At 69.8% G+C, this 25,029-nt stretch carries 24 protein-coding genes; 11 read left to right on the forward strand and 13 right to left on the reverse strand.

Going from position 1 to position 25,029, the window contains the following annotated elements; all coding sequences use genetic code 11:
* Nucleotides 1-19 precede the first annotated feature (19 nt).
* The gene (locus tag JHN45_RS21345; RefSeq protein WP_201050071.1) at nt 20-1,096 is read left to right on the forward strand and encodes an NAD(P)-binding domain-containing protein; all 1,077 of its coding nucleotides are present in this window, start codon (nt 20-22) and stop codon (nt 1,094-1,096) included.
* A 165-nt stretch (nt 1,097-1,261) separates the two neighbouring features.
* On the opposite strand, the gene mltG is transcribed toward JHN45_RS21345, so the two are convergent.
* Both mltG and JHN45_RS21355 read right to left on the reverse strand, forming a co-directional pair.
* Complete coding sequence (mltG, locus tag JHN45_RS21350) at nt 1,262-2,107, reverse strand: endolytic transglycosylase MltG (RefSeq protein ID WP_201050072.1); 846 nt, start codon at nt 2,105-2,107, stop codon at nt 1,262-1,264.
* Between the two features lie 62 nt (nt 2,108-2,169).
* Entirely contained in the window at nt 2,170-3,972 is a 1,803-nt protein-coding gene (locus JHN45_RS21355; protein ID WP_201050073.1) for an ABC transporter ATP-binding protein, read from the reverse strand.
* A gap of 131 nt (nt 3,973-4,103) precedes the next feature.
* Between JHN45_RS21355 and JHN45_RS21360 the strand changes: the two genes are divergently transcribed.
* On the forward strand, nt 4,104-4,571 hold the full coding sequence (locus JHN45_RS21360) for a MarR family winged helix-turn-helix transcriptional regulator (RefSeq protein ID WP_201050074.1): 468 nt from the start codon (nt 4,104-4,106) through the stop codon (nt 4,569-4,571).
* Between the two features lie 69 nt (nt 4,572-4,640).
* Here JHN45_RS21360 and JHN45_RS21365 read toward each other — a convergent pair whose 3' ends face one another.
* Entirely contained in the window at nt 4,641-5,279 is a 639-nt protein-coding gene (locus JHN45_RS21365) for an HD domain-containing protein (RefSeq protein ID WP_201050075.1), read from the reverse strand.
* A 109-nt stretch (nt 5,280-5,388) separates the two neighbouring features.
* On the opposite strand from JHN45_RS21365, the gene JHN45_RS21370 reads away from it, so the two are divergent.
* Complete coding sequence (locus JHN45_RS21370) at nt 5,389-6,369, forward strand: GlxA family transcriptional regulator (RefSeq protein WP_201050076.1); 981 nt, start codon at nt 5,389-5,391, stop codon at nt 6,367-6,369.
* 10 nt (nt 6,370-6,379) lie between these two features.
* Here the strand turns inward: JHN45_RS21370 and JHN45_RS21375 are convergent, their stop codons facing one another.
* Nucleotides 6,380-7,039 (reverse strand): TetR/AcrR family transcriptional regulator, encoded by a 660-nt coding sequence (locus JHN45_RS21375; RefSeq protein ID WP_200708998.1) that lies wholly within the window; start codon nt 7,037-7,039, stop codon nt 6,380-6,382.
* A 59-nt stretch (nt 7,040-7,098) separates the two neighbouring features.
* Between JHN45_RS21375 and JHN45_RS21380 the strand changes: the two genes are divergently transcribed.
* The gene (locus JHN45_RS21380; protein WP_201050077.1) at nt 7,099-7,959 is read left to right on the forward strand and encodes an SDR family NAD(P)-dependent oxidoreductase; all 861 of its coding nucleotides are present in this window, start codon (nt 7,099-7,101) and stop codon (nt 7,957-7,959) included.
* A 64-nt stretch (nt 7,960-8,023) separates the two neighbouring features.
* Here the strand turns inward: JHN45_RS21380 and JHN45_RS21385 are convergent, their stop codons facing one another.
* From JHN45_RS21385 to JHN45_RS21395, 3 genes are all read right to left on the reverse strand, one after another.
* On the reverse strand, nt 8,024-9,424 hold the full coding sequence (locus tag JHN45_RS21385) for a cation:dicarboxylate symporter family transporter (protein ID WP_201050078.1): 1,401 nt from the start codon (nt 9,422-9,424) through the stop codon (nt 8,024-8,026).
* 171 nt (nt 9,425-9,595) lie between these two features.
* Nucleotides 9,596-11,257 (reverse strand): peptide-N4-asparagine amidase, encoded by a 1,662-nt coding sequence (locus JHN45_RS21390; RefSeq protein WP_307783155.1) that lies wholly within the window; start codon nt 11,255-11,257, stop codon nt 9,596-9,598.
* Between the two features lie 10 nt (nt 11,258-11,267).
* Nucleotides 11,268-12,023, reverse strand: coding sequence for a L,D-transpeptidase family protein (locus JHN45_RS21395; RefSeq protein ID WP_201050079.1), 756 nt, complete (start codon nt 12,021-12,023; stop codon nt 11,268-11,270).
* Nucleotides 12,024-12,218: 195 nt separating this feature from the next.
* Between JHN45_RS21395 and JHN45_RS21400 the strand changes: the two genes are divergently transcribed.
* The 4 genes from JHN45_RS21400 (at nt 12,219) to JHN45_RS21415 (ending at nt 16,957) form a co-directional block, all read left to right on the forward strand.
* Nucleotides 12,219-14,060, forward strand: a complete 1,842-nt coding sequence (locus tag JHN45_RS21400; RefSeq protein WP_201050080.1) for an ABC transporter ATP-binding protein — start codon at nt 12,219-12,221, stop codon at nt 14,058-14,060.
* Nucleotides 14,057-15,838 (forward strand): ABC transporter ATP-binding protein, encoded by a 1,782-nt coding sequence (locus tag JHN45_RS21405; protein ID WP_201050081.1) that lies wholly within the window; start codon nt 14,057-14,059, stop codon nt 15,836-15,838. The genes JHN45_RS21400 and JHN45_RS21405 overlap by 4 nt, the downstream gene beginning before the upstream one ends.
* A 300-nt stretch (nt 15,839-16,138) precedes the next feature.
* Nucleotides 16,139-16,615 carry a DUF5709 domain-containing protein gene (locus JHN45_RS21410; protein ID WP_200708992.1) on the forward strand — a complete coding sequence of 159 codons (477 nt, stop codon included), beginning with the start codon at nt 16,139-16,141 and terminating at the stop codon, nt 16,613-16,615.
* Nucleotides 16,616-16,666: 51 nt separating this feature from the next.
* Nucleotides 16,667-16,957 (forward strand): type B 50S ribosomal protein L31, encoded by a 291-nt coding sequence (locus tag JHN45_RS21415; RefSeq protein WP_200708991.1) that lies wholly within the window; start codon nt 16,667-16,669, stop codon nt 16,955-16,957.
* 44 nt (nt 16,958-17,001) lie between these two features.
* On the opposite strand, the gene JHN45_RS21420 is transcribed toward JHN45_RS21415, so the two are convergent.
* Nucleotides 17,002-17,793 (reverse strand): metal-dependent hydrolase, encoded by a 792-nt coding sequence (locus JHN45_RS21420; RefSeq protein ID WP_200682452.1) that lies wholly within the window; start codon nt 17,791-17,793, stop codon nt 17,002-17,004.
* Nucleotides 17,794-17,938: 145 nt separating this feature from the next.
* Here JHN45_RS21420 and JHN45_RS21425 point away from each other — a divergent pair, with 145 nt between their 5' ends.
* On the forward strand, nt 17,939-20,452 hold the full coding sequence (locus JHN45_RS21425; RefSeq protein ID WP_200708990.1) for a DEAD/DEAH box helicase: 2,514 nt from the start codon (nt 17,939-17,941) through the stop codon (nt 20,450-20,452).
* Nucleotides 20,453-20,471: 19 nt separating this feature from the next.
* Nucleotides 20,472-21,335, forward strand: a complete 864-nt coding sequence (locus JHN45_RS21430) for an acyl-CoA thioesterase II (protein WP_200708989.1) — start codon at nt 20,472-20,474, stop codon at nt 21,333-21,335.
* Nucleotides 21,336-21,377: 42 nt separating this feature from the next.
* On the opposite strand, the gene JHN45_RS21435 is transcribed toward JHN45_RS21430, so the two are convergent.
* Both JHN45_RS21435 and JHN45_RS21440 read right to left on the reverse strand, forming a co-directional pair.
* Nucleotides 21,378-22,271 (reverse strand): DUF6397 family protein, encoded by an 894-nt coding sequence (locus JHN45_RS21435; RefSeq protein WP_201050082.1) that lies wholly within the window; start codon nt 22,269-22,271, stop codon nt 21,378-21,380.
* A gap of 126 nt (nt 22,272-22,397) precedes the next feature.
* Nucleotides 22,398-22,811, reverse strand: coding sequence for a roadblock/LC7 domain-containing protein (locus JHN45_RS21440; RefSeq protein WP_019062680.1), 414 nt, complete (start codon nt 22,809-22,811; stop codon nt 22,398-22,400).
* A 91-nt stretch (nt 22,812-22,902) separates the two neighbouring features.
* Here JHN45_RS21440 and JHN45_RS21445 point away from each other — a divergent pair, with 91 nt between their 5' ends.
* A complete protein-coding gene (locus tag JHN45_RS21445) occupies nt 22,903-23,331 on the forward strand; it encodes a PPOX class F420-dependent oxidoreductase (protein ID WP_200708986.1) in 429 nt (142 codons plus the stop codon).
* Nucleotides 23,332-23,343: 12 nt separating this feature from the next.
* Here the strand turns inward: JHN45_RS21445 and JHN45_RS21450 are convergent, their stop codons facing one another.
* The 3 genes from JHN45_RS21450 to JHN45_RS21460 form a co-directional block, all read right to left on the reverse strand.
* On the reverse strand, nt 23,344-23,949 hold the full coding sequence (locus JHN45_RS21450; protein WP_019069338.1) for an ATP/GTP-binding protein: 606 nt from the start codon (nt 23,947-23,949) through the stop codon (nt 23,344-23,346).
* A 182-nt stretch (nt 23,950-24,131) separates the two neighbouring features.
* Nucleotides 24,132-24,542 carry a DUF742 domain-containing protein gene (locus JHN45_RS21455; protein ID WP_201050083.1) on the reverse strand — a complete coding sequence of 137 codons (411 nt, stop codon included), beginning with the start codon at nt 24,540-24,542 and terminating at the stop codon, nt 24,132-24,134.
* 22 nt (nt 24,543-24,564) lie between these two features.
* On the reverse strand, nt 24,565-25,002 hold the full coding sequence (locus tag JHN45_RS21460; RefSeq protein WP_200708984.1) for a roadblock/LC7 domain-containing protein: 438 nt from the start codon (nt 25,000-25,002) through the stop codon (nt 24,565-24,567).
* Nucleotides 25,003-25,029 lie beyond the last annotated feature (27 nt).

The following is a 25,029-nucleotide window of genomic DNA, read 5'->3' on the forward strand; positions in this document are numbered from 1 at the left end:
CGGTGCTGTTCGTAGAAGCGTGAACAACACCCGTGAGGTCGACGTGGTCGTCATAGGCGCCGGGCAGGCAGGACTCGCCGGCGCCTATCACCTGCGGCGCACCGGTTTCGAGCCGGAGCGCGACTTCGTGGTGCTGGACCACGCGCCCGCGCCGGGCGGTGCCTGGCAGTTCCGGTGGCCGTCGCTCACGTACGGCAAGGTCCACGGGATGCACGCGCTGCCGGGCATGGAACTGACCGATGGGGATCCCGACCGGCCGTCCGCCGAGGTCATCGCCGAGTACTTCGCCGCCTACGAGCGTGCCTTCGACCTGAGGGTGCGGCGGCCGGTGGATGTGCAGGCGGTACGGGAGGGCGAGGGCGGGCGGCTGCTCGTGGAGACATCGGACGGTACGTGGTCGACGCGGGCGCTGATCAACGCGACCGGCACCTGGGACCGGCCGTTCTGGCCGCGCTATCCGGGCCAGGAGACTTTCCGGGGGCGGCAGTTGCACACCGCTCAGTACCCGGGGCCCGAGGAGTTCGCCGGGCTGCGGGTGGTCGTGGTGGGCGGGGGCGCGTCCGGTACGCAGCATCTGATGGAGTTGGCGCCGTACGCGGCGACGACGACGTGGGTGACCCGGCGTCCACCGGTCTTCCGCGAAGGGCCCTTCACCGAGGACGTGGGGCGGGCGGCCGTCGCGCTGGTGGAGGAGCGGGTGCGACAGGGACTGCCACCGAGGAGTGTCGTCTCCGTGACGGGGCTGCCGCTGAACGACGCGATCCGGCAGGCCATCGCGGACGGGGTCCTGGACCGGCAGCCGATGTTCGACCGGATCACGCCCGAGGGCGTGGCCTGGGACGACGGCCGCCATGTGGACGCCGATGTCATCCTGTGGGCGACCGGCTTCCGGGCGGCGATCGACCACCTGGCACCGCTGAAGCTGCGCGGCCCGGGCGGCGGCATCCGGCTCGACGGCACCCGGGTGACCGCCGATCCCCGCATCCATCTGGTCGGCTACGGGCCGTCCGCGAGCACCATCGGCGCCAACCGCGCGGGGCGTGCGGCCGTACGGGACATCAGACGGCTGTTGGCCGGTGAGCCGGTCGCGGTCTGAAGTCGCCTCCCTGGGGGCGCGTCCGTCCTACGGGACTTCAGGCGGCCGTCGGCCTGAGGGGCGCTCACGGTCTGAGGCCGCCCTCCGGGGGCACTTCGCCCCCACCGGACCTCGGGCGGACGTCGGCCGGGGAGCCGGCCGCCGCCCGACGTCTTCCCGGGCAGGTCACTTCGCGGGCTGCGAACTGCCGCTCTTCTGAGCCGCGTTGAACTCCGCGACATTGCGCTGGTGCTCCTCGTAGGTGGCCGCGAAGCGGGTGTCGCCGGGCTTGACCGTGACGAAGTAGAGCCAGTCGCCCGGGGGCGGGTTGATCGCGGCGCGCATCGCGTCCTCGCCCGGGTTGTCGATCGGGGTGGGCGGCAGGCCCATGCGCTGGTAGGAGTTGTAGGGGCTGTCGACCCGGGTGTCGTTCGTGGTCGTCCTCAACGTGCTGCGGTTGAGGGCGTAGTTGATGGTGGAGTCCATCTGGAGGGGCATCCCGCGTTCGAGGCGGTTGAAGATGACCCGGGCCACCTTCCCCATGTCGGCCTTGGAGGCCGCCTCGGCCTGGACGATGCTCGCGATGGTGACCGCCTGGTAGACGTTCATCGCGTTGCGCTGGGCGCCGGCCGCGACCGGGGCGCCGTTGAACTTCCGGTTCGCGATGTTGACCATGAACGACAGCAGCGACTCCGGCGTGGCCTTCTCCTTCAGCGGATAGGTCGCCGGGAAGAGATAGCCCTCGGGGTTGCCCTCCGCGTCGTTCGGCAGCTTGAGGCCGGCTTTCGGGATGGCCTTCTTGGTGGTGCCGGCCGGGAGCGCGAGGGCCTTGTCGACGGCGTCGTAGATCTGGCCCGAGCGCCAGCCCTCCGGGATGACCAGCGAGGTGGGGCGTGCGTCCCCCTCGCCTGCCAGGCTGAGCAGCGGCACCGCCACGGCGGTACCGGCCACGACAGCCCCGGTCGCGATGAGGGCGACCCGGCCCCGGCGGGTCAGTCGAATCGTGCTCCGTGGCGGAGTGTTCATCTGCATGCGGGCACGGTAACCCGCATATCGTCACAATCCCGGCATATCTTCAGCTTGTCGGTTTCGGTTCAGCTTGTCGGTTCCAGTTGGGCGTCCCGGCGTACGAGAGCCGCGTACCGCCCGTCCAGTTCGAGCAGTTCCTCGTGCGTGCCCCGTTCCGCCACGTGCCCGGAGTCGAGGACCACGATCTGGTCGGCGCTGCGGATGGTGGACAGGCGGTGGGCGATGGTGAGCGTGGTGCGGTTGGCCGACAGGGCGTCGATGGCGTCCTGGACGGCCGCTTCGGTGCGGTTGTCGAGCGCGCTGGTCGCCTCGTCGAGGATGAGGACCGGCGGGTCGCGCAGGATCGTGCGCGCGATGGCAAGCCGCTGCTTCTCACCGCCGGAGAACCGGTGGCCGCGCTCGCCGACGACCGTGTCGTACCCGTCGGGCAGGCCCGCGATGTGGTCGTGGATCTGCGCCGCGCGTGCCGCCGCGTACAGCTCCTCGTCGGTGGCGTCCGGCTTCGCGAAGCGGAGGTTGTCGGCGACCGTGGCATGGAAGAGGTACGTCTCCTGGGAGACGACGCCGACGGCACGCGCGAGCGTGTCGAAGTCCAGGTCGCGGACGTCGACCCCGTCGAGGGTGACACGGCCGCCCGTCACGTCGTAGAGCCGGGGCGCGAGATAGCCGAGGGTCGACTTTCCGGCGCCGGTCGGGCCGACGATCGCGAGGCTGTTGCCCGCCGGGACGGTGATGTCGATGCCGTCGAGGATCGCGCCGCTCTTGTCGTCGTAGTGGAACTCGACGCCCTCGAAGGCGACTTCGCCCTTGATGCTGTCCAGGTGGACCGGGTTCTCGCGTTCGGTGATGTCGATCGGGAGGTCGAGGTACTCGAAGATGCGCGCGAAAAGCGCCAGCGAGGTCTGGATCTGGACGCCGGTCGACAGCAGGCTGACGGCCGGGCGGAACAGGCCCTGCTGGAGCGAGACGAAGGCGACGATGGTGCCGATCGAGACGTCCGGGCCGCCCATCTGGAGGGCGATTCCGGCGGTCCAGTAGATGACGGCGGGCATCGCGGCCATGACGATCGAGATGACGGCCATGCGCCAGCGCCCGGCCATGTTCGACCTGATCTCCAGGTCGACCAGGCCCTCGGACTCCTCCGAGAAGGACTGGGTGAGGGAGTCGGAGCGACCCATGGTGCGGCCGAGCAGGATGCCGCTGACGGACAGCGACTCGGTGACCGTGGCGGCCATCACGGCCATCTGCTTCTGGCGCCGGGTGGCGATCTTCTTGCGTTCGTTGCCGACCCGCCGGCTGATCCAGACGAAGACCGGGAGCAGCAGCAGCGAGACGACGGTGAGCCGCCAGTCCAGGGCGATCATCGCGATGATCGTGGCGACCACACTGGTCAGGTTCGACACCAGGGAGGTGGCCGTGGAGGTGACGGTGGCCTGCATGCCGCCGATGTCGTTGGCTATACGGGACTGGACCTCGCCGGTGCGGGTCCGGGTGAAGAAGGCGAGCGACATGCGCTGCAGCCGGCCGTAGACGGCCGTGCGCAGGTCGTGCATGACGCGCTGGCCGACCGTCGTGGAGATGAGGGTCTGCAGTACGCCGAAGATGCTGGTCAGGACGGCGCTCAGGATCATGCCGAGCGCGAGCAGGCTCAGCAGTCCGGTGCGGCCCTGCGGGATGGCGACGTCCAGCGTCTCCTTCAGCAGGAACGGGGTCGCCACGGTCACCAGGGACGCGGCACCGACCAAGAGGCCGACGACCGCGAGCCGGGCGCGGTAGGGCTTGAAGAGCTTGAGGATGCGGCGCACCTGCCGGGGCTGGTCGGTCGAGGTGCCTGGGGACGGTGTCCAGTTGATTTCGTCGCGGGGCATGGTCTCCTACGGGATGGTGAGGCGATCAGGACTGGTCGGGCGCTCAGGGCTCGTGGAGCGATGAGAACTCGTGGAGCATAGCTCATTGTTACCTATACTCACAATGAACCACGTCCTGATATTGTTCCCGCATGACCACCCCCGATTCCGACGGCCTCCTCGCGGAGCAGCTGCTGCGGCTCACCCGCCGGGTGCACCGCATCCAGAAGCGCCATCTGGAGCAGCGCGACCTCGGCATCACCCCGGCCCAGTCCCGGCTGCTGCGCACCCTCGCGCACTTCGGCTCGCCGCCGCGCATGGCCGACCTCGCCGAGCGCCTCGAGGTGGTGCCGCGTGCCGTGACGACACTGGTCGACGGCCTGGAGGCGAGCGGCAAGGTGCGGCGGGTGCCCGACCCGTCCAATCGGCGGGTCATCCGGATCGAGATCACGGACGACGGCCGCAAGGCGCTCAGCGAGCTGCGCGGCGCCCGGCGGGGCGCCGCGGACGAGATCCTCGCGCCGCTCACGGACGTGGAGCGCGAGGTGTTGCGGACCTTGCTGGACACGCTGGTGGACGGAGCGCCCGGCACCCATGAGGAGCACGGGCGGTCCTGCTGACCATCGACGGTCGCCACGGCCGACGGTCGCCACGGCCGACGGTCACTACGGCCGACGGTCACTACGGCGTCACTCCGGCCAGTCCGAGTCCTTGATCTTCTCGACGAAGTCGCCGCGCACGAAGCCCGGTACGAAGTGGGCCAGTACGTCCGCCTTGATGTTGCCGAAGGTGGTCTCGGGGCGGTCCTTGATGCCCTCCGTGAAGGCGGCGAGGATCCCGTTCTTGAAGTCCGGGCGGGGGTGCGCCGCCACGACGGCCGCGCGCTGCTCGTCGGAGACGGCGTCGTAGCCGATGCCGACGACGTCCAGCGACACACCCCGGTTCACCAGGGCGATCTCGGCCGACATGTGCAGCGGGATCTCCTGGGTGGTGTGCAGGGCGATGCTCGTCCAGACCCGGTCGGCCGGCTCACCGGTGATGCCGTGCGCGCGCAGGAACCGGCGGGCCTCGTCGGCGCCGTCGATCTCGAAGCGCTGATCGGTCCGGCGGAACTTCTCGGTGAGCCCGAGGTCGTGGAACATCGCGGCGACATAGAGCAGTTCGGGGTCGTAACGGACCCCCTGCTCCCGGCCGCGCAGGGCGCCCCACAGGAACACCCGCCGCGAGTGGTCGAACAGCAGCGGCGACGCGGCCTCGCGCACCAGCTCGGTCGCCTCCCGCGCCAGAGCGGAGTCCGGGATCTCCACGCCTGCGATCACTTCACTCATCGTTCTGCCCTCTTCTCGATGACCTGCCTCGATGTCCTGTGTCTCCAGGATCTTCGGCGGCGTACGCTGGGACCATGTCCTCAGAGCCACGAAAACCACGGATTCGGACATGACGACGGCCTCGCCCCCTCGGGTCGGCTTCATCGTCTTCGACGGTGTGACCATGCTCGACGTCAGCGGCCCGGCCGAGGTGCTGCACCAGTCGGGCAAACTCGGCCATCCTTACGAGCTGGTACTGGTCTCTCCGCACGGCGGCCCGGTCACCACCGCCAACGGACTGGTCCTGACCGGCACGGTGACCGCGGCCGACGCCGGGCCGGTCGACACGGTGGTGGTCGCAGGGGGCGATCTGCTGGCCCAACACCCCGCCGAGGAAGGGCTGTTGAGTACGACCCGCGCCCTCACCGACCGTGCGGCACGGGTCACGTCCGTCTGCACGGGCGCCTTCGTCCTCGCCGAACTCGGCCTGCTCGACGGCCGTTCGGCCACGACCCACTGGCGGCAGGCCGGGACACTGGCCCGCCGCTACCCCCTGGTGCGCGTCGAGCCGGACGCCATCCATGTCCGCGACGGCCGCTTCATCACCTCGGCGGGAATCACTGCCGGGATCGACCTGGCGCTCGCCCTCGTCGAGGACGACCACGGAGCGGCCGTGGCCCGGGACGTCGCCCGCGAGCTGATCGTCTTCATGCAACGCCCGGGCGGCCAGTCGCAGTTCTCCGCGGCGACCACCACCCCGCCACCGCGCACCGATCCCCTACGCTCACTGATCGCGTCCGTGCTGGCCGACCCCGCCGCCGACCACAGCCTGCCCACCATGGCGGCGACCGCGGCCGTCAGCACCCGGCACCTGACACGGCTCTTCCGCACCGAACTCGGGACCACACCGGCTCGTTGGGTCGAACGGGTCCGTCTCGACCGCGCCCAACACCTCCTCCTCGAAGGCCACAGCGTCACCTCGGCGGCACACCACAGCGGGCTCGGCACCGACGAGACACTCCGCCGCGCCTTCGCCCGCCATCTGGACACCACGCCGACGCACTACCGCAGCCGTTTCGCGAGCACACGCGGTCGCACGCCCGCACTGTGAGCCCCTTGTCTCACGCCGTGGTAGACCGCAGCCCTTCCAGCAACGCGCCCAGGATGCGGGCGAGTTGGGGTTCGACGTCGACCACGGCGTGCGCCAACTCGGGGCGGGCCTCGTAGAGCGCGCGGAGGCCGGTGCCGGGGGCCGCCATCTGCCACAGCGCCCCGGCCATGCTCGTGGCCGTGGAGATCACATCGACGGCGGCACGTTCGGTGATCGCGAATATCCGGCACAACTCGGTCGCCAGCGCGGCGACTTCACCGAGTACGACCGTCTTGAACTCGTAGACGGCCTCCATGGAGACATTGCGTTCCAGGTTCAACGGCGCCTGAGCCAACAGGTCGCAGAAGAACGGCCGCGCGACAAGTGACTGCGCGAGGACGGCGGCGACCGCGCGGGGATCCGCTTCGGTGAACTCGCGCAGCCGCGCGCGGAGCGCTCCCGACCAGTCCTCCCAGCCCTCGGCGGTGAGCGCCAGGAAGATCTGCTCCCGCGTCTCGAAGTACCTCAGCATGGCGGACTTGTGCATGCCCACGGCCGCGGCGATGTCGGTGAGCGTGACCTCGCGCACGCTGCGTTCGGCGCCGAGGGACCGGGCGGCGTCGAGAATCGCCCGTTCGCGCTGCTGCTTGGCCGCGGCGCTGCGGGCGCGTTGCGGGCTGGGCGTACTCATGACGCAGAGCATAGCGCAACCCTGTTGCACTAATAACGAAACAGTGTTTTGCTAGAGCCATGACGCAGACATGGTTCATCACCGGTTCATCCCGCGGCTTCGGCCGCAACCTCACCGTCGCCGCCCTGGAGGCCGGCGACCAGGTCGTCGCCACGGCACGCAAGCCGGAGCAGTTGGACGATCTCGTGAAGGAGTACGGCGACCGCGCCCTGCCCGTCGCACTCGACGTAACCGACCGAGCGGCGGCAACGGCAGCTCTGCGGGCGGGAGTCGACCGCTTCGGAGGGATCGACGTGGTCGTGAACAACGCCGGGTACGCCAACCTCTCCCCGGTCGAGACGACCCCCGAGGACGACTTCCGCCGCCAGTTCGACACCAACTTCTGGGGGGTCTACAACGTCTCGACGGCGGCGCTCCCGATCCTCAAGGCACAGGGCGCGGGCACGATCGTGCAGTTCTCGTCCATCGGCGGCCGGGTCGGCGGCACGCCCGGCCTCGGGTCGTACCAGGCCGCGAAGTTCGCGGTCGACGGCTTCACCCGCGTGCTCGCGGCCGAGACCACGCCGTTCGGCATCAGGTATCTCGTCGTGGAGCCGGGCGGCTTCGCGACCGACTGGGCCGGTTCGTCGATGCAGATCCCGGAGGTACCGCCGGAGTACGACGAGACCGTCGGCGCGCTGATCCGCCACTTCGACGGCCCGGCGGTTGCCGCGGGCGACCCGAAGCGTGCCGGAGAGATCCTGGTCCGGGTCGTCAAGCAGCCGACGCTGCCCTCCCACCTCCTCCTGGGCGCCTACGCCGTGGAGCTCGCGCAGAACTACTCGCGCGACCAGATCGCGCAGGCGGAGGCATGGGAGCGGGTGAGCCAGTCGGCGGACTTCGACCAGCCCTACCCGGCAGACCTCGTCGACCACGCATAGAGGAACGGGCCGCGACTCCCCACCGTCCAGGTGGATCAGGAGCCGCGACCCGTCATGACAGGGCTCAACCGGCCTCGGTAGCCGACTCCTTGACTAGCCGCGCGGGAAGCTCCGCGTCCGCCTCCGCGTCGTCCTTGGCAACATCGTTCTCCACGACGTCGTCTTCTACGGCCGTGATCTCGCCGTCGAGAACCTTCTTCGCGCGCTCGATGTCCAGCGCGCCCTCCCAGCGGGAGACCGCGAAGACGGCGACGCAGTTGCCGAGGAGGTTGGTGACGACGCGCATCGAGTCCATGATGCGGTCCACGCCGAGGAGGAGGGCGACCGCGCCGGCCGGGATCGCGCCCAGCGAGGACGCGGTCGCGGACAGGGCGAGGAAGGCAGAACCGGGGATGCCGGCCATGCCCTTGCTGGTGAGCATGAGCACCAGGATCACGGTGATCTGCTGGCCGAGGCTGAGGTCGACACCGACGGCCTGGGCGATGAACAGAGTGCCGATGGACAGGTAGAGGGAGGCGCCGTCGAGGTTGAAGGAGTAGCCGGTGGGCAGCACCAGGCCGACCGCGTCGTCACGGGCGCCGGCCTTGCGCAGCTTCTGCATCACACGCGGCATGACGGATTCGGTGGAGGCGGTGCCGAGCGCGAGCAGCATCTCCTCACGGATGTAGCGGAGGAACTTCCAGAGGCTGAGCCCGGTGACCAGCCGTAGCGCGACGGCGAGCAGTGCGACGAAGAGCGCGGCGGCGACGTAGCAGAGGATGATCAGCTTGGCGTAGGTCTTGATCACGCCGAGCCCGTACTGGCCGACGAGGACCGCCATCGCGCCGAACACGGCGAGCGGGGCGAGGCGCATGACGAAGCCGACGACCGCGAAGATGATCTCCTGGGCCTGCTCGATGGCGGGCAGCACCTGCGGGACCTTGGTGTTGCCGAGGTGGAGCAGCGCGGCACCCACCAGGCAGGCCAGGATGAGGACTTGGAGCAGGGAGTTCTCGGCGAAGGCGCCGATGAAACTGGTGGGCAGCGCGTTGACGATGAACTCGGTCGTCGAGGGCAGCGCAGCACCGCCCGTCTTCGCGTCCACCGCCGAGGTGTTGAGGCTGGACGGGTCGACATGCATCCCGGAGCCGGGCTGGACAACGTTGGCGAGGACCAGGCCGATGATCAGCGCCGCGGTGCTCGCGACCTCGAACCAGATCAGCGCCTTGAGGCCGATCCGGCCGAAGGCCTTGAGGTCACCGGCCTTGGCGATGCCCACGACGACCACACAGAACACGAGCGGCGAGATGATCGTCTTGATGAGCCGGGTGAATCCGTCGCCGAGAGGCTGAAGGTCGGTGGCCACGTCGGGCCACAGCTTCCCGACGAGGATTCCGAGGACGAGCGCGCAGGCGACCTGCGCGAAGAGAGAGGTACGCAATATGCGTGCGACGCGTCGCGGCAGGGACGGGACGGACGGCGGCACGGGCACTCCTTGGGGGGACGGTCGTTCGCGGAAGTCGAGTGGGGTGACTTCTGCGATACGGAAAGCGGCTTCCAAGTGGACACTTTGGAGCCGTTGTTGATCCCCCGGAAAACCTCCGTGTGACAGCCGTGTAAATCACATACCCGAGTGACGCGTCGCACGCACGACGGCTCAACAGCCGCTGCGGTCCTCGGTCAGCACCCCCTGTGCGGTCGCCAGCGAACGGTCGTAGCAGCCGCCCGAGCCGTAGAGCCGGTAGCGCTCGCTCGACGTCCCCACCGCGTGCCGCTGATCACGGGGCACATTGAGGGTGTACGTCGCGTCCCCGCTGTAGGTGTCGTCGAGCCGCGACCACCCGGTCCGCCGTCCGTCCCGCGTGTCGACGACCGCCGCCCGGTCGCCCAGCGTGAGAACGGTACGCAGCCGGTCGTCCGTCCCGATCGTCGTCGCACCGTTCATCGTGTACGTCCGATGCGTGGCGGTCGTCCGGGCCGGCCCCCGTCCGTCGACGGTCACCGACTCGTCGTCCGTCCAGGTCGCGTCCAGCCCGTCCATGTTCTCGCCGTCGATCCAGCGGTGCACGGAGGTGTTCGTGAGCTTCCGGTCGACGGTGGTCGCCAACCGCCCGTGCGAGGTGTCGACGTAACCGGCGACGGTGAGCCGATGGCCCGCGTTCGTGTCCACGCGTTCCTCCGAACCGGGCGTGTACGTCGAGGAGTTGGCGAGCTCGCCCGCCCGGTCGAGGGTGAGCTTTCCGGTGACGTGGGCGCGATGCGCGTCCTGCCAGACGAGCACGTTCACCGGCGCGCTCCAACCGCTCTGCCCCTCGGGCACGCCCACGACGGAGACGTCGACGTGGTGCGGGCGACCGTCGTTGAGCAGTCCGGCGAAGGGGGTGAGGTCGTATTCGATCGGCTTGACGTCGAAGGCGCGCGGGCCCGGAATGACGTACCAGAGGAAGGGGTCGGACCAGCCACCGGTCCATACGTTCGGGAACGGGGCGGCGATTCCGGCGAGTTGGCCGTCGACCTTGATCTGCACCTCGCGGTAGGGGCCCTTGTCGGCCTGGCAGGAGTACGGCGCCGAGTCAGGCACCGCGAGATACCAGAACTCCTCGCAGCCGCCGCCGGATCCGGTGGCGTACACCTCGGCGACGATGCGTTCGCTGTTGCGCGGGGTGGTGACGGTCGAGTCGGTACCCAGGGTGAGGACGCGGTCGGGGGTCTGTGCCGCGGCCGGTCTCCCCTCGTAGAACGTCAGCGTGGCCTTGACGTCGATGACTCCGGTGTAGGTGTCGTCGACGACGTTGCCGATGAGCATCTCGACGTTCTGTGCGCTGCGGAAGGTGGCGCTGTAGCGGGTGACGTCCTTCTCGACGGACCATGCGATGCCGTCGGGCGAGGGCTCCGGTGTCGAGGTGCGCAGGATCTCGACACCGCCGACATGCAGGTAGCCGAGGCGGTCGTACTGGCGGCCCTTGACCGTGCCGTCGAGGCGGAGCACGACCTTGCTCCAGTGGTCGCCGCAGGCCTTGGGCGGTGTGTACGTCCCCTGGTACGGGGTGAAGTCGCGGAACTGGGCCTCGGCGAGGGTGACTTGGCAGGACTTTCCGGCGGGCCTGGCGATGGGTGGGGCGGCGGTCAGGGGGTCGTGCCAGTCGGTGCCGAACTCGGCGGGGACATCGGCCGATTGGGCTTTGATGTCGGCCGATGACGCCTTGGTATCGACCGTCTGGGTCTTGGTATCGGCTGCCTGGGCGGGGCTCACGCCTAGAAGGGTGCTCGCCAGGAGGGTCGCCCCGGCGAGCATGGACATGACTATCCGGCTTCTCATGGGCGGTGTTCTACCCCTTGAGGTCCATCCTGTCCCCCATCAGCACCACGGGATGCCGCTCCGGGTCGAGCGTGCGCAGCAGGTACTCCATCGCCTCCTTGGGCAGGCTGACGCAGGCCGACGTGCCGCTGCCGTGGTCCAGATGCAGCCAGATCCCGCCGCCCTTGTCCTCGCCCTCGGGCTGTTCGGCGTCGTCGGGCGGGGTGCCCGGGACGCGGTTGTAGTCGATGGCGATGACGTAGTCGAAGTCGTGCCAGTGCGACTCGTCCCAGTCCCGGGGCGCCGCGTATCCCTCGTCCTGCGTGTACGGCAGTGCCGTGCCCGGGTCGTCGAGCACACCGGCCGCGGCGGTCAGGGTGAACACGCCGACGGGACTGCGTTCGTCCCCGAGGCGGTGGTCGAGGGTCCAGCCCTTCTTGCCGTTGTGCGCGGGCCAGCTGCGGGTCCGGTTCCAGGTGGAGCCGTGCTTCGTGAACAGGACGGCGGTGGAGGTCGGGGAGTCCTTGCCGTCGCCGTAGACCGCCAGAACTTGGCGCGTGCCGGCCGGGATGTCGCGGTGGAGCCGGTCGCCGACGTCCGGGATGCGGGTCGGGGCCGGGGCGGCGACCGCTTTTCTCGGGTGGGTCGCCTGCGGTCCCGGTCTCCCCTCCCAGCCGCTGGTGCGTCGTGTGTCCGTACTTCCGCACGCGGACAGGGTCGTCATCGTCAGGAGGGAACCGAGAGCCGCCATCGCGACCATCGCACGTCGTGTGCCGCCACTCTGCATCGGCCCATGGTCACATCGCGTTCGGTGACATTGTGTGAGGTCACGGACATCTCACCACGGATGGGTGAACGCCGGTTCTGGCCCCCGGCGGGGAAAACCGCTTGCTTCCGACCACGCTGCGAGGCGAACCTTTCACGGTTTGTTGCCGCACTCCGCGGTTCCTTCCGCCGCCCCGACCAGAGCCACTGGGACGTCATGCAGATTCAAGACCTTCCGTATCCCGACCCGGGTGTCCCGGACGCCCGCTCGGGACCCCGATTCCTGTGGTGGCTCGGCCGTAACCAGCTCGGCGGACAGTTCAAGTCACTCGCCTGGGGACTGCTGCACTTCGTGTCCGTCTGCACGCTGCCGTTCTGCGTGGGACTCGCCGTCCAGGCCGTGGTCGACCGCTCCGGCAGCCGGCTCGCCCTGACCGGTGGGCTGATGGCGCTGTGCGGAGCGGGCATCGCCGTGGGCGACACCTTCCTGCACCGGGCCGCCGTCACCAACTGGATCACGGCCGCCGCCCGCGTCCAGCAGTTGCTCGGCCGTCAGGCCGCCCATCTCGGCTCGGCCCTGACCCGGCGGGTCGCGGCCGGTGAGGTCGTGGCCGTGTCCACGGGCGACGTCGAGAAGATCGGCTGGTTCGTGGAGGCGCTCTCCCGCTTCCTGGCCGCCGCGCTGACCGTAGTCGTCGTGTGTGTCGGCCTCTTCGTGTACCAACCTGCACTCGGTGTCGTCGTCGCCGTGGGCATGCCCCTGCTGGCGGTCTCCGTGCTGCCGCTGCTGCCCCGTGCCACCCGGCGCGCGGACGTGCAGCGCGAGAAGGCGGGACGCGCCACCGAGCTGGCCTCCGACACGGTCGCCGGCCTCAGGGTGCTGCGTGGCATCGGCGGTGAGGAACTGTTCCTCGACCGCTACCGCCGTGCCTCCCAGGAGGTGCGCCATGCGGCCGTGCGCAGCGCCCGGATGTGGTCGCTGATCTCCGCGATCCAGGTGCTGCTGCCGGGTCTGCTGCTGATCGTCGTCGTCTGGCACGGTGTGCACCTGGCCCGCGCGGGCCGGATCACGGTGGGCGAACTGGTCACCGTGTACAGCTCGGTGATGGTCCTGTCCTACCCGCTGCGGCACTTCGAGGAGATCGCCATGGCGTACTCCTTCTCCCGTCCCTCGGCCAAACGCGCCGCGCGCGTACTGTCCCTGGAGCGGGTCACCGACACCGTGGGATCGCGCGCGGCCGAGGTGCCGGCCGGGGATCTGTACGACCCGGCCACCGGTCTGCTCGTGCCGTCCGGCCGGTTCACCGCCGTGGTGTGCGGTGACCCCGACGCGGCCGGGCGGCTGGCGGAACGCCTCGGCGGACACCCCGCCGAGGCGAGCACCTCGGTGCTCCTGAACGGCGTGGCGCTCGACGAACTCCCCCTCGCCTCGGCACGCACCGCCGTCCTCGTCCAGGACAAGGACCCGGTACTGCTGTCCGGCTCGCTGCGCGAACTGCTCGATGTGCCCTCCTCGGGTGCGGTCGGCCCGGAGGAGGCCCTGGCCGCCGCGCAGTGCGGTGACGTGCTGGTGGCGCTGGCGCAGGGTTCGCTCGACACCGACGACCCGATGGACGCCCGCATCACCGAACGCGGGCGCTCCCTCTCCGGCGGCCAGCGCCAGCGGCTCGCCCTGGCCCGGTCGCTGATCACCGATCCCGAGGTGCTCGTCCTGGACGAGCCGACCTCCGCCGTCGACTCCCACACCGAGGCCCGGATCGCGGACGGCGTACGGAAGTTGCGGGCCGGCCGGACCACGGCGGTGTTCACCTCCTCGCCCCTGCTCCTGGACCACGCGGACCGGGTGGTCCTCGTGCACGAGGACGAGGTCGTGGCGGTCGGCACCCACCGCGAACTGCTCCGCAGCGAGCCCCGGTACCGGGCCGTGGTGACCCGCGAGACGGAGGACGAGACGGCACTGAGGAACGCCGTCGCCGACGAGGCCGCTCTGCGGAGCACCCTGGACGACCACGATGTCGCGCTGCGTGGCGCACTGGAAGAAATCGAGGAGACCGCATGATCGGCGTGGCGCCCCCGGCGTACGACCCGGCGGCCCCGACCACGGCCAACACCCTGCCGGTCGGCGCCCCCGCGACCGTACGCGCCTACGTGTCCGAACTGTTCCGTCGCCATCGCCGAGCCTTCCTTCTCCTCGTCACGGTGAACACGGTCGCGGTGGTCGCGTCGATGGTGGGCCCCTATCTGCTCGGCGACCTGGTCGAGCGGGTGTCGGACGGAGCGCGTGAGCTTCATCTGGGCCTGGCCATCGGGCTGTTCGGGATCGCGCTCGCCGTCCAGGCCTTCTTCGTCCGGCAGGTACGGCTGCGCGGCGCGATGCTCGGCGAACGGATGCTGGCCGATCTGCGCGAGGACTTCCTCGTACGGTCGGTCGGACTCCCTCCGGGTGTCCTGGAACGGGCGGGCACCGGCGACCTCCTGTCCCGCATCACCACCGACATCGACCGGCTCGCCAACGCGATGCGCGAGGCCGTACCGCAGCTGGCGATCGGTGTCGTGTGGGCGCTGCTGCTGCTCGGCGGCCTTGTCGTGACCGTGCCGGCGCTGGCGCCCGCCGTACTGATCGCGGTGCCGCTGCTGGTCGTCGGCTGCCGCTGGTACTACAGGCGCGCACCCGCCGGCTACCGCTCCGAGGCCGCCGGGTACGCCGCCGTGGCAGCGGCCCTCGCCGAGACCGTGGACGCGGGACGCACCGTCGAGGCACACCGCCTCGGCGACCGGCGCATCGCCCTCTCGGAGCGCCGCGTCAAGGAGTGGACGGCCTGGGAGAACTACACGCTCTGGCTGCGGTCGGTGCTGTTCCCGGTCATCAACATCACTCATGTCACGGTGCTCTGTTCGGTCCTGATGCTCGGCGGGGTGTACGTCCTGCACGGCTGGATCGGGGTGGGCGAGCTGACCACGGGCGCCCTGCTCGCGCAGATGCTCGTCGACCCGGTGAACCTGATCCTGCGCTGGTACGACGAGCTCCAGGTCGCCCAGGTCTCGCTGGCCCGGCTGGTCGGCGTCCGGGACATCGAGCCCGATGCCGGGGACACCGCGCTGTCCCCGGAGGGCCGGGACGTGCACGCGGACCGGGTGCACTTCGGCTACCGCGAGGGCGTCGACGTGCTGCGCAAGGTCTCCCTGGAGGTCGCGCCCGGCACCCGGCTGGCCCTGGTCGGCCCTTCGGGCGCGGGCAAGTCCACCCTGGGCAGGCTCCTCGCCGGTATCTACGCGCCCCGGGACGGCCGGATCACCCTCGGCGGCGCCGAACTCTCCCGGATGACCGCCGAACACGTCCGCTCCCATGTGGCCCTCGTCAACCAGGAGCACCACGTCTTCGTGGGCTCCCTGCGCGACAACCTCCTGCTCGCCCGGACGGACGCGCCGGACGCGGAGCTGTGGGCGGCGCTGGGCGCGGTCGACGCGGACGGATGGGCGCGGGCGCTGGCCGAAGGCCTCGACACCGAGGTGGGTTCGGGCGGGCTGGCGCTCACCCCGGCTCAGGCCCAGCAGATCGCGCTGGCCCGGCTGGTGCTGGCCGATCCGCACACGCTGGTCCTGGACGAGGCGACCTCGCTCCTCGACCCGCGTGCGGCCCGCCATCTGGAGCGTTCCCTGGCCAGGGTCCTCGACGGCCGTACGGTCGTCGCGATCGCCCACCGGTTGCACACCGCCCACGACGCGGACGTCATCGCGGTGGTCGAGAACGGCCGCATCAGCGAGTTGGGCAGCCATGACGAGTTGGTGGCGGCGGAGGGGGCTTACGCGGCGCTCTGGCAGTCGTGGCACGGGTAGCTCCGCTGGTGGGGCGGTGACTGGTCTGCGGGTCGGTGGTTTACCTGCGGGCCGGTGAGGGCCGGTCGCGCAGCTCCCCGCGCCCCTGACGGGGCACGGTCCCGGCGCGCCGTCGCCCCCGGTCCGGCCCCGTGCCGTTGCGCGCGGGGGAAAAGGGGTGGAAGTCTGGGGAGCGGCACCGGTTCGGGGAGTGCCCGGGAACCATGTGGTTCGTGCCGGGCTCCGCCTGTGCCCCGCACAGCGGCGGCCCGCCGCCGAGCGCGGTGAGTACGGGCCGGTCCCCACCACCTGGAGGTTCCCGTGAACAGCGTCGACGGATGGGGAGACGACGTCTACCAGCCCGACGGATCCGAGGTTCAGGACGACGCGGGTCTGCTCGACGCGGAGGACACGCTCCTGGCCGACGGTGTAGAGGACCCGCTCGACCGCGGCTGGTCCCCACCGGACCGCCCCTGGGCGGTGGAGCGCGCCGATGTCACGGCCGCCGAGCGTCAGCACGGTGAGACGCTCGACCAGCGCCTCGCCGAGGAGGTCCCGGATCTCGTGGTGCCCGACGGCGACGGTCTCGGCGACTCCGAGGACACCGACGGCGAACTCCGGGACACCGAGGTCGGTGACCTTCGCTCCGGCCGGCTCGTGGCACCCGATGAAGGGGCGCACGAGGACGAGGAGAGCGGTCTGATCGCCACCGACGTGGGCATCGACGGCGCGGCGGCCTCCGCCGAGGAGGCCGCGATGCACATCGTCGACGAGGACGAGGACTCGCTCTACGGCTGACCTCGCCGTCCCCTGGCCCTCACGCACACCCCCGCCGCAGGAGGAGCAGCCATGCAGCAGGACAAGCAGCCCGACTACCACCCCGTGGTCTTCCGCGACCGCTCCGCCGGATACGCGTTCCTGACCCGGTCCACCGCGACCAGCGACCGGACCATCGACTGGGACGACGGCGAGACCTACCCGGTCGTGGACGTGGAGATCTCCTCGGAGAGCCACCCCTTCTACACCGGCAAGGCCCGGACGGTGGACTCGGAGGGCCGTATCGCCCAGTTCGAGCGGCGCTACGGCGGCGGCGCGGGCCAGGGCTCCGGCGAAGCGGGCCAGGGTTCCGGCGGGGCGTGAGCCGCTGCTCGCGTCGACGCCGGAACCGGGGTCGGGGCCTGGCCTCAGATCACGTTGAGCGCCGCCGCGCAGCCCACTCCCCCGAGCAGTATGAACACCGGCATCAGCACCTTGAGTTCGATCCAGCTGCCCGCGCGGAACCGCATCACCTTCGGCGGCCCGATCGGGTACCAGCGCTTGCGGCCCAGCGGGATCGGCCACAGGATCGGGCAGCCGGAGACGGTCAGCGCGTCCCCGATGTCGTGCACCAGCGCGCCCAGCACGACCGGCAGGCCCAGCCAGAGGTACTGGTGCTGGTCCGTGAACAGCCAGTCCGAACCGTTGCCCGGCTTGTCCAGTACTCCGGCCAGGATCCACGCGCTGGTCGCCGCCAGCAGCCACACCAGGATGTCGCTGCTGGAGCCGCGGGCCGCCCGCCACAGCAGGCCCTCGATGGCCAGCACCATGTGCACGAAGAGGATCGCCAGCACTCCCCAGCGACCGCCCAGGATCGCCACGCCTGCGCTGCCCGCCCCGATCAGGACCGCCCACAGCCACGTGTGGGTGAGCGTGCGGTGTCCGCCGTTGCGGCGCGGGTCGCCCTGCTTCCTGGTCCCCTTGTAGACGGCGTACGAGAGCTTGTCGACAACCTCGCACACGGTCCGCGAGACGGGTCCGAAGGCCCGGGAGATGGTCGCCGCCTTGTGGTCGAGGTCCGGGGCGAGCGCGGCGCCGGCGCAGATCAGGGCGCCGACCAGGATCACCGGCCACGGCATCGGATGACCGGCCGCGGCCGTCGCCGCTCCGACGCCGAGCCAGGCCGCCGCTCCCGACAGTGAGTGTGCTGGTCCCATCATGGCCGTTCCCCGCCCCATTCCTCTTACGCCGCCGGTCAGTTGCTCGGGCGCCCTGACACTCTGTCGGCGACACAGCGTAGCGGTAGCGATCTTCATCTCCGCAGCCGATTCCCCCATCGACCGGGACGCCAGGCAAGATGGGGTCGTGACCCTCATCGACCAGTTGCCGCCGACCGCAGATCCCGACGCCCTCTACGAAGCCTTCGAGTCGTGGGCCAAGGAGCGCGGTCTCACGCTCTACCCCCATCAGGAGGAGGCGCTGATCGAGGTGGTCTCCGGTGCGAACGTGATCGTGTCGACGCCCACCGGCTCCGGCAAGAGCATGATCGCCGCCGGTGCGCACTTCGCCGCGCTGGCCCGGGACGAGGTCACCTTCTACACCGCCCCGATCAAGGCGCTGGTCTCGGAGAAGTTCTTCGAGCTGTGCAAGATGTTCGGCACCGAGAACGTCGGCATGCTGACCGGCGACGCGTCCGTGAACTCGGACGCGCCCATCATCTGCTGCACCGCGGAAGTCCTCGCCTCGATCGCGCTGCGCGACGGCAAGCACGCCGACGTCGGCCAGGTCGTCATGGACGAGTTCCACTTCTACGCGGAGGCGGACCGCGGCTGGGCCTGGCAGATCCCGATCCTGGAGCTTCCGCAGGCGCAGTTCATCCTGATGTCGGCCACGCTCGGCGACGTCGCGATGTTCGAGAAGGACCTCACCCGCCGCACCGGGCGCCCCACTTCGGTGGTCCGCTCGGCGGTCCGTCCGGTGCCGCTGTCCTACGAGTACAAGCTGACCCCGCTCACCGAGACGCTGACCGAGCTGCTGGAGACCCGGCAGGCGCCGGTCTACATCGTGCACTTCACGCAGGCGCAGGCCGTGGAGCGGGCGCAGGCGCTGATGAGCATCAACATGTCCTCGCGCGAGGAGAAGGACCAGATCGCCGAGCTGATCGGCAACTTCCGCTTCACCACCAAGTTCGGCCGCAATCTCTCCCGTTACGTACGGCACGGCATCGGCGTGCACCACGCCGGCATGCTGCCGAAGTACCGGCGTCTGGTGGAAAAGCTCGCGCAGGCAGGCCTGTTGAAGGTCATCTGCGGTACGGACACACTCGGGGTGGGCGTCAACGTGCCCATCCGCACAGTGCTGTTCACGGCGCTGGCCAAGTACGACGGCGTTCGGGTGCGCACGCTGCGCGCCCGTGAGTTCCACCAGATCGCGGGCCGCGCGGGCCGCGCCGGTTTCGACACGGCGGGGCTCGTGGTCGCCCAGGCCCCGGAACATGTCGTCGAGAACGAGAAGGCACTGGCCAAGGCGGGCGACGATCCGAAGAAGCGCCGGAAGGTCGTCCGCAAGAAGGCGCCCGAGGGTTTCGTCGGGTGGACGGAAGGCACCTTCGAGAAGCTCATCACCTCCGAGCCCGAGCCGCTCACGTCCCGGTTCCGGGTCACGCACACGATGCTGCTGTCGGTCATCGCCCGTCCGGGCAACGCCTTCGAGGCGATGCGGCATCTCCTGGAGGACAACCACGAGCCGCGCAAGCAGCAGTTGCGGCACATCCGGCGCGCGATCGCGATCTACCGCTCGCTCCTGGACGGCGGCATCGTCGAGAAGCTCGACACCCCGGACGCCGAGGGCCGCATCGTGCGCCTCACGGTCGACCTGCAGCAGGACTTCGCGCTCAACCAGCCGCTGTCGACCTTCGCGCTCGCCGCGTTCGAGCTGCTCGACCCCGAATCGCCGTCGTACGCGCTGGACATGGTGTCCGTCGTCGAGTCCACACTGGACGACCCGCGGCAGATCCTGGCGGCCCAGCAGAACAAGGCGCGCGGCGAGGCCGTGGCGGCCATGAAGGCGGACGGCGTCGAGTACGAGGACCGCATGGAGCGCCTCCAGGACGTCAGCTACCCCAAGCCGCTGGAGGAGTTGCTCTTCCACGCGTACAACACGTACCGCAAGAGCCACCCGTGGGTCGGCGACCACCCGCTGTCGCCCAAGTCCGTGATCCGTGACATGTACGAACGGGCCATGTCCTTCACGGAGTTGACCTCGTACTACGAGCTGGCGCGCACCGAGGGCATCGTGCTGCGCTACCTCGCCGGTGCCTTCAAGGCCCTCGACCACACCGTCCCGGACGACCTCAAGTCCGAGGATCTGGAGGATCTCATCGCCTGGCTCGGCGAGATGGTGCGCCAGGTCGACTCCAGCCTGCTGGACGAGTGGGAGCAGCTGGCCAACCCGGAGGAGATGACCGCCGAGGAGGCCCAGGAGAAGGCCGACCAGGTCAAGCCGGTCACCGCGAACTCGCGTGCCTTCCGGGTCCTCGTCCGCAACGCGATGTTCCGCCGGGTCGAGCTGGCCGCCCTCGACCATGTCGCGGAACTGGGCGAGATGGACGCCGAGTCCGGCTGGGACGCGGACGCGTGGGGTGAGGCGATGGACAAGTACTGGGACGAGTACGAGGACCTCGGCACCGGTCCCGACGCCCGCGGGCCCAAGCTGCTGCTCATCGAGGAGGAGCCGCAGCACAACCTGTGGCGCGTTCGGCAGATTTTCGCCGACCCGAACGGCGATCATGACTGGGGCATCAGCGCGGAGATCGATCTCGCGGCCTCCGACGCGGAGGGCCGTGCGGTCGTCCGTGTCACCGACGTCGGCCAGCTGTGAGCACAGGAGAATCCCACCCATGACGAACCCGGCAGAGCGGCTCGTCGACCTGCTCGACCTGGAGCAGATCGAGGTCAACATCTTCCGTGGCCGCAGTCCGCACGAGTCCCTCCAGCGGGTCTTCGGCGGCCAGGTCGCCGGCCAGGCGTTGGTCGCCGCGGGGCGCACCACGGAGGGCGACCGCCCCGTGCACTCGCTGCACGCGTACTTCCTGCGCCCGGGCCGGCCGGGCGTGCCGATCGTGTACCAGGTCGAGCGGGTGCGGGACGGGCGGTCGTTCACCACCCGTCGGGTCACCGCCGTGCAGCAGGGCCGCACGATCTTCAATCTCACCGCCTCCTTCCACAAGCCTGAGCAAGGTCCTTTCGAGCACCAGCTGCCGGCCCGCGAGGTCCCGGACCCGGAGTCCCTGCCGACGGTGTCGGAGGAGGTCCGGGCACATCTGGGCGTGCTGCCCGAGCAGTTGGAGCGGATGGCACGCCGTCAGCCCTTCGACATCCGGTACGCGAACGGGCTGCGCTGGAGCCCCGAGGAGATCAAGGACGCCGAGCCGCGCAGCGCCGTATGGATGCGCGCGGTGGGGCCGCTCGGCGACGATCCGCTGGTGCACACCTGCGCGTTGACGTACGCCAGCGACATGACGCTCCTGGACGCCGTCCGGATCCCCGTCGAACCCCTGTGGGGGCCGCGGAACTTCGACATGGCGTCGCTGGACCACGCGATGTGGTTCCATCGGCCGTTCCGCGCGGACGAGTGGTTCCTGTACGACCAGGAGTCCCCGATCGCGACGGGCGGACGCGGTCTGGCCCGCGGGCGCATCTACGACCTGGAGGGACGCCTGCTCGTCTCGGTCGTCCAGGAAGGGCTGTTCAGAGCGCTGTAACCGGTGGGTGTGCGTGCGCTGCGACTCACCCGTTTCTGCGGCTCACGCGTTTCTGCGGCGCAGCCAGCTCAACATGCCGCGTGATCGCTCGGGTTCCGGCACCGGCTCGGGCGAGTGCTCGCTCAGGGACAACGGGGCTCCGGCCGATTCGGAGGTAGGTCGCGGTGCGGGGCGCCGGCGGCGTGCCTCGTCCAGCACCTGGGCCAGGTCCGCCCGCAGCCAGCTGATCTCGTCCGGGTCTGTCGCCGTCATGATCCGCTCGGCGAGGTGAGCGGAGGGCGAACCCGGAGCGCCGTGGGCGGGCAGGTCGGGCCGGAACCGGTTCAAGTGGACACGCTCGTAGGGGTCCTTGACGATCTCCGCCACCTGCACGGGGTCGAGCAGGGCGGACAGGGCGCCCGCGCGTTCCCACGGGCCGTCCGTCTCCCGCAGCAGGAATCCCAGATGGCGTCCACGCCAGTTGCGGGGCCGTAGATCCAAACCCTCTCGGAGTTGGTCGCGCAGACCTTCGGGCGTACGGCCGTTCAGCAGTGAGGTGTGGTTCTTGTCGGTGGCGAACTGCCGTAGTTCTTCGGCGAGATAGAGCCAGACCACGGCCCGGTAGCGGTTCAGATAGAACCTCACCGGCACCACCAGTCCCAGCCGGGCGAGGCGGGTGAACCGGGCGCAGGTGACTTCCATGAGGGCCGCACCGTCCGTGGTGCCCACGGTCCTGACGCTCTCCGCGAGCGATTCCGGGAACCCCTCGGCCGAGCGGAGTCGGTCGATCTCGGTGCGGGCGACGCGTCGGCCGCCGCCCCCTTCGTCGGGCAGGGTGCGGATGCGTCCGAGATGGACGGCGAGGTCGAACTCGCCGCGTTTGAGGCCGAGTTCCCGTGCCGCGCGACTCGGCACGCACGAGAGTTCCGGCGGTGTGGTGATGGTGTTGCCTGCCATGGTCGATCTCCCCCGCGGAGTCCGTTGCTCACGCTGTGTGCGTTCGCGATGGACAAACCGTAGCCGGATCGAAGAATCTCGTGGCGAGCCTGTGGATAACTTGGCGGGAGCTGGCGAACTCGCAGGTCAGAGGTCTGTGACGGGAGTTCGCTCGGGCTGTCGGGCGTCCACGCCGAGGTGTTCGCCGACGCGGTTGACGAGCAGTGTCATCTCGTAGGCGATCTGGCCGATGTCCGCGTCCGCGCCGCTGAGGACGCACAGACAGCTGCCGCTGCCCGCGGCGGTGACGAACAGGACGGCGTCGTCGAACTCGATCATCGTCTGCCGTACCCCGCCGGCGCCGAAGTGGCGTCCCGAGCCCTTGGCCAGGCTGTGCAGTCCGGAAGAGACGGCGGCGAGGTGTTCGGCGTCCTCGCGGCGAAGTCCCGTGCTGGCGCCGGTCACCAGTCCGTCGTTGGACAGGACCAGAGCGTGGCGTACGTGCTCGACGCGCTCGGTCAGATCGTCCAGCAGCCAGCTCAGTCCCTGGTTCTGCGCCATGTTCCGGCCTCCCCGTGTCGCGTCTCCCCCTGCCGGAGGATCTCCCGTCAGCCTTCACCACGCCCGTCGCCCGGGCAAGGAGGATAGGGGCATGGCACAGAACATGACCGACGAGGAATGGCGGGCGTTCGTCTCGCACGGCACGCGCACGGGCAAGCTGTCGACCGTTCGCGCCGATGGGAGCCCACATGTGGCGCCGATCTGGTTCCTGCTCGACGGGGACGACGTGGTGTTCAACACCGCGAAAGGAACGGTAAAAGGGCGCAATCTGGCCCGTGATGGGCGAGTCGCCCTCTGCGTGGACGACGATCGGCCGCCGTTCGACTTCGTGGTGCTGCAGGGGCGCGCCGCGTTGTCGGAGGAACCGGGCGAACTCCGGTACTGGGCCGCCCGGATCGGGGCCCGGTACATGGGCGAGGAGCGTGCCGAGGAGTTCGGCGCCCGCAATGGGGTGCCGGGCGAACTCCTCGTCCGCGTCACGGTCGAGAAGGTGGTGGCCCTGAAGGGGATTTCGGAATGAGAGCCCCGGTGGTCAGCCCACCGAGTCGAGCATCCGGGCGGTGTGCATCCGTCCGGCGTACTCGACGAGCCGGATCAGCACCTCCTTCCCCGAGTCTCGGTCCCGGGCGTCGCACAGGACCACCGGTGTTCCCCGGTCGAGATCGAGGGCGCGGGAGACGTCGTGGGCGCCGTAACTGCGGGCGCCCGTGAAGCAGTTGACGGCCACCACGAACGGGATGTGCCGGTGCTCGAAGTAGTCGACCGCGGGGAAGCAGTCCTCAAGGCGCCGGGTGTCCGCGAGGACCACGGCTCCCAGCGCCCCCTGCGACAGTTCGTCCCACAGGAACCAGAAGCGGTCCTGGCCCGGTGTGCCGAACAGGTAGAGGGAGAGGCCGGACCTGATGGTGATGCGACCGAAGTCCATGGCGACGGTCGTCGTGACCTTCTGGTCCACGCCGTCGGTGTCGTCCACCAACTGACCGGCCTCGCTGAGCAGTTCCTCGGTGCGCAGCGGCCTGATCTCACTGACCGCGCCCACCATGGTGGTCTTGCCCACGCCGAATCCGCCGGCGACCAGGATCTTCAACGCCAGGGCGGTCGTCTCGCCGCCTTCGGCATCGGAGTGCTCGGAGACCATCGATCACTTCTCTCGGGAGTACCGGCAACGGTCGACGTCCGTAGGAGTGCATCCTGACAAGTACGGCCTCGCACTGGGCGATTGGACCGCTATTTGCCCGATGTGACCGTCTCGCACCTGTTCGGTGTCCGGATGGCTGCACAAGTCGTCGTCGTACGCGTTCGAGTGGTGCTGAAGTTTCGTCACAGTGCCCGGAGTCCCTCGATCACCTCGCGCAGAATCCGTTCGTCAGGAAGCTGCGCGGGCGGCACCGGACGGCTGACGGTGACACAGCCGAGCTCCAGGAGGTCGCCCAGGAGCACCCTGACCACCCCCAGGGGGAGGTCGGCTCCGGCGGCCAGTTCGGCGACGGACTGCGTCTCCACGCGGCACAGGTCGATGAGGGCCCGGTGTTCCGGTCCGAGCCCGGTGTCGTCGAAACCGGGCGCGCCCGCGTCCAGCGTGACCAGCGCGATGAGGTCGAACTTCACTCCCGTAGGGCCTGGTTTGGTACGTCCGCCCGTCATGGCGTAGGGGCGGACGAGAGGCCCGGCCTCCTGGTCGTACCACTGGCTGCCCGGCTCGTGCGGGACACCGGTCATGTCTTCGGTCATCGGAACGGACCGCCTTCTCGCCTCATCCGGCGGCGGGTGGCCGCGCACCGACGCGCGGCGGCGTGTACAGGTGCTCGCCGACGCGCTTGACCAGCCGTGCCATCTCGTACGCCACCAGGCCTATGTCAGCGGTCACAGCGGTGAGGACCGCGAGGCAGGAGCCGTCCCCGGCCGCTGCCACGAACAGGAAGCCGTCGTCCATCTCCACCATGGTCTGCCGCACTCCGCCGGCGCCGAAGTGCCTCCCGGCGCCCTTGGCGAGGCTGTTGAATCCGGAGGCCACCGCGGCGAGGTGTTCCGCGTCCTCGCGGTCGAGGTCGGTGGAGGCGCCGATGGCGAGGCCGTCGTTGGACAGCACGACCGCGTGCCGTACCTCGCCGACGCGCAGCACCAAGTCGTCCAGCAGCCAGTCGAGTTCACCGGACCGCTGAGCGGCCCTCATACTCGGGTCCTGGATCATGCGGGGTCCCTAAGAATGTTGGCGGTC

Source organism: Streptomyces sp. MBT53 (assembly GCF_016654115.1).
Taxonomy (GTDB): domain Bacteria; phylum Actinomycetota; class Actinomycetes; order Streptomycetales; family Streptomycetaceae; genus Streptomyces.